This window comes from Actinospica acidithermotolerans (assembly GCF_018139625.1).
GTDB lineage: Bacteria > Actinomycetota > Actinomycetes > Streptomycetales > Catenulisporaceae > Actinospica > Actinospica acidithermotolerans.
In genome coordinates this window covers 1-2,933 of sequence record NZ_JAGSOH010000243.1, presented here as the reverse complement: position 1 = coordinate 2,933, position 2,933 = coordinate 1, and the positions used below count along the sequence as shown (strand labels likewise).

The 2,933-nt window shown below is 69.8% G+C and carries 4 protein-coding genes; 1 reads left to right on the top strand and 3 read right to left on the bottom strand.

Annotated features, from left to right (window positions below):
* The first annotated feature begins 173 nt into the window (after positions 1-173).
* On the top strand, positions 174-473 hold the full coding sequence (locus KDK95_RS34300; RefSeq protein WP_212522534.1) for a hypothetical protein: 300 nt from the start codon (positions 174-176) through the stop codon (positions 471-473).
* A 248-nt stretch (positions 474-721) separates the two neighbouring features.
* Here the strand turns inward: KDK95_RS34300 and KDK95_RS34295 are convergent, their stop codons facing one another.
* From KDK95_RS34295 to KDK95_RS34285, 3 genes are read right to left on the bottom strand one after another with little or no spacing between them, the layout of a single operon-like run.
* Entirely contained in the window at positions 722-1,549 is an 828-nt protein-coding gene (locus tag KDK95_RS34295; protein ID WP_212522533.1) for a hypothetical protein, read from the bottom strand.
* A complete protein-coding gene (locus tag KDK95_RS34290; RefSeq protein ID WP_212522532.1) occupies positions 1,539-2,414 on the bottom strand; it encodes a transglycosylase SLT domain-containing protein in 876 nt (291 codons plus the stop codon). Before KDK95_RS34290 ends, KDK95_RS34295 begins: the two co-directional genes overlap by 11 nt.
* Before the next feature lie 42 nt (positions 2,415-2,456).
* Complete coding sequence (locus KDK95_RS34285) at positions 2,457-2,756, bottom strand: hypothetical protein (protein ID WP_212522531.1); 300 nt, start codon at positions 2,754-2,756, stop codon at positions 2,457-2,459.
* Positions 2,757-2,933 lie beyond the last annotated feature (177 nt).

The following is a 2,933-nucleotide window of genomic DNA, read 5'->3' as shown; positions in this document are numbered from 1 at the left end:
GGCCGCCGGCGGGCACGGACTGCCAGGGGTCGGGAGCCCCGGAGGCGGGCCCGGGAGCGGGCAGGTCCGGCTCGGTCACGACGGTTTCCCCCTTGCTGCGAATGACGTCGGCTCTGCGCGACGCGAGCGCCAAGCGTACGATACTTTCCACCCGAACGAGAGAGCGATTTTGCATGGAAGCTCAGGTGGAGAGCGGACGCTCGGTGAGTTGGGCCGCGATACTGCTGCCGCTGCTCGCGGTGGCCGGCGCGGCGGGCTGCTTCGCGGCAGGTCTGCAGGCGAACGGCACCGGCCACGAGCCGATGGTGAGCTACGTCCTTCCGCTGGTGATCTCGCCGGTCGCCGCAGCCCTGATCGCGATCGTCGCGGCCTTCCTGCGCAAGGGCACGCTGTACCTGCTGGGCGCCGGATACGCGCTGGTCGCGATCAGCCTCATCCTCGGGCTCGTCGCCGCCCACTCGACCGGCGGCTGACCGGCGGTCGACCGGCAGGTGACCCGGGCAGCCGGGGAAGCGCTCGCGCGGCCTGAGCGTCATCTGGGCGGCCTCAGCATCGTCGAGGCGGCTGCATCGCCATCCGTGCGCCCCATGGTCGTCCGCACGGCCCCATCGCCATCCGTATGGCGCCATGCCCCCGTACGGTCCCATCGCCATCCATACGGCCTCATCGTCATCCGTGCGGGTTATCCTTCCCGGCCGAGGTCGGCGGATCCCGCCCGATCTCAGCAGAGATTCGTCACCGAGCAGGGTCCTGACTGAAGCGAGCTCAGCACCGTGGCCGCCGACGTCCCGTCCCAGGACGCGCCGGGCTTGTCGCCCGCGTACGGAGCAACGTAGACGGACAGCTCGACGAGGTACCCGTACGGCGCGGCGAGGTACTCGTGCCACGTCATTGTCGAGCCGGTGGACGTCGGGACGGTGATCGTCGCCGCGTACTCGGCGCCCTGGCTCAGTGCCACCGTGACCTTCGCTCCGGATGCGGTGTTCGCGCACTTGGCGAGGTCGGCGACGAGGTCCGTGTACAGGTTGTAGACGCCCTGGACGTCGCCGGAATCGGTGTCGTTCGTGGCCAGGATGGTCTCCTGAGCCGCCCAGTCATCCTCTCCCCCGGTGGCGCCGGTGGTCGGTGCGAGTTCGGCTTGGGCCGCGGGGAACGCGCCGAGCTCGGCTTGGTCGGAGCTGCTGAGTGGCACTTGGCAGTCCTGCACGGCGCTCAGCACCGGGGCCTTCACCGACTTGGCCACGCGCGACGGCGAGGACCAGTGGTAGTGCGCGTAGAGCGGGATCGCGGAGGCCGGTATCCACGCCGCGGTCGGGATCGCGGCCGACGACCCGGGGCCGGTTCCGTTCGAGGGCGTGGCAGTGCTGTTCGCGGACGCGGACGGGCCTGCCGCAGCCGAGGTGCCGGCCGACGCGCTCCCGGCGCCGCCGGACCGCGTGCCGCTCGACGCGCTCAAGCCTCCGTTGTTCGAGCATCCGGCCAACGCCGCGGCCGTGAGCAGCGTGACTCCGGCCAGTCCCCCGACCGCTCGAAGCGGTTTAGTACCCAACGTAGCTTCCTCCGCTGTCCACGCTCTTGACGCCGGGGACGTTCTGGATCGACCCGTACCGCGACAGCGCGTACCGGACCCCCGCGATGATGTTGTCCACCGGGTTGTAGATGTCGCTGTGCCCGGGCAGCTTGTACTCGTCGAACGTCGTCCCGATGACCTGCATCAGGCCGCGCGACGGGTCGCCCGCCTTGGCGTTGCTGTCCCAGTTGTTGATGGCGTTCGGGTTGCCGCTGGATTCGTGCTCGATGATCAGCAGGACGCCGGCCTTGTCGAGCTCGCCCGCGGGCACGCCGCTGGCCTCGAGAGCCTGAAAGGCCTGGTCGATCCAGCTTTCGACCTGCGCCTGGTTGGCGTACTGCGCGGGCCCCGGCGGCTGCGTGCCGCGGCCGGAGCCCGATCCGCCGCCGCTCCCCGGCGACGAGCCGTGGTGCGAGCCGTGGTGCGGCCCGTGACGCGACGAGCCGCTGCCGCCGTGACCTCCCCCGGACGGGTGCGTCGTGCCGTGCGGCGAGGTGACACCGCCCTGGTGGTTCTTGATCGACCGGAGCTTGGCCTCGATCGACGCCTCGGTCTCGACGTACGCCGCGAGGTTCGCGTCCAGCGAGAGCGTGTCGTTCTCCAGCCCCTGCGCGACCTGCTTCGCGGTGGACGCGGCGGCAGCGACCTTCGCGAAGCTCTCCGCGAGCGGCACCTCGCCGAGCAGTCCCTCGAACAGCGCGCTCGGGATGCTGCTCATCAGCTGCCCATGGATCTGCGACAGCTGTGTCGAGATCGCGGCGAGCTCGCCGGAGCCTTTCTGCCAGGCCTGAATCAGGGCCTTCACCGACGCGATGTCTACCTGGTACTGGTCACTCGCGGCCATTTCCTCCCTCACCCCTGATACCTGATGGCTGATTCTCGCTGTTTAGAAGATGCCTGCGACGGCATACGCGGCGCCGACCGCGGAATGCGCGGAATCGAGCGCGGCGACGAGCACCGCGACCTCGTCCTCCCGTTGCCGTGCGCGCGCTCGGAAGCCGTCCGCCGCGGCACCCGTCCAGTGCGTGGACGAGGCCGCGGCGGCCAGCTCCTGCTTGAGCCGGCCGGCCTGGTCGGCCAGGCGCTCCAGCTCCTCGACGACGTTGCCGAGGCCGGCGTCCCGCAGAAAGCCGTTGAGCGAGTTCAGCAGGCCGGTGACGTCCTCGATGTCTTCCAGAAAACCCATGTGCAAGCCCCCGTTTCACGGTGTGCATTCCGTCCCCGATTCACAGTCAGCGAGCGTAATGCACCGTACGTAGCCGGGGCCACCCGGAGGCACGGCAGTTCCCGAATACGATCCGCACACGCGTGGAAGACTGCGTGAACGGTTCAACGACGCTTCGCCCCCGCCCCGGCTACGTAC

Coding starts and splice junctions, on each gene's coding strand:
- KDK95_RS34290 (WP_212522532.1), bottom strand. CDS start 2,414: ATGGCCGCGAGTGACCAGTACCAGGTAGACATCGCGTCGGTGAAGGCC.
- KDK95_RS34300 (WP_212522534.1), top strand. CDS start 174: ATGGAAGCTCAGGTGGAGAGCGGACGCTCGGTGAGTTGGGCCGCGATA.
- KDK95_RS34285 (WP_212522531.1), bottom strand. CDS start 2,756: ATGGGTTTTCTGGAAGACATCGAGGACGTCACCGGCCTGCTGAACTCG.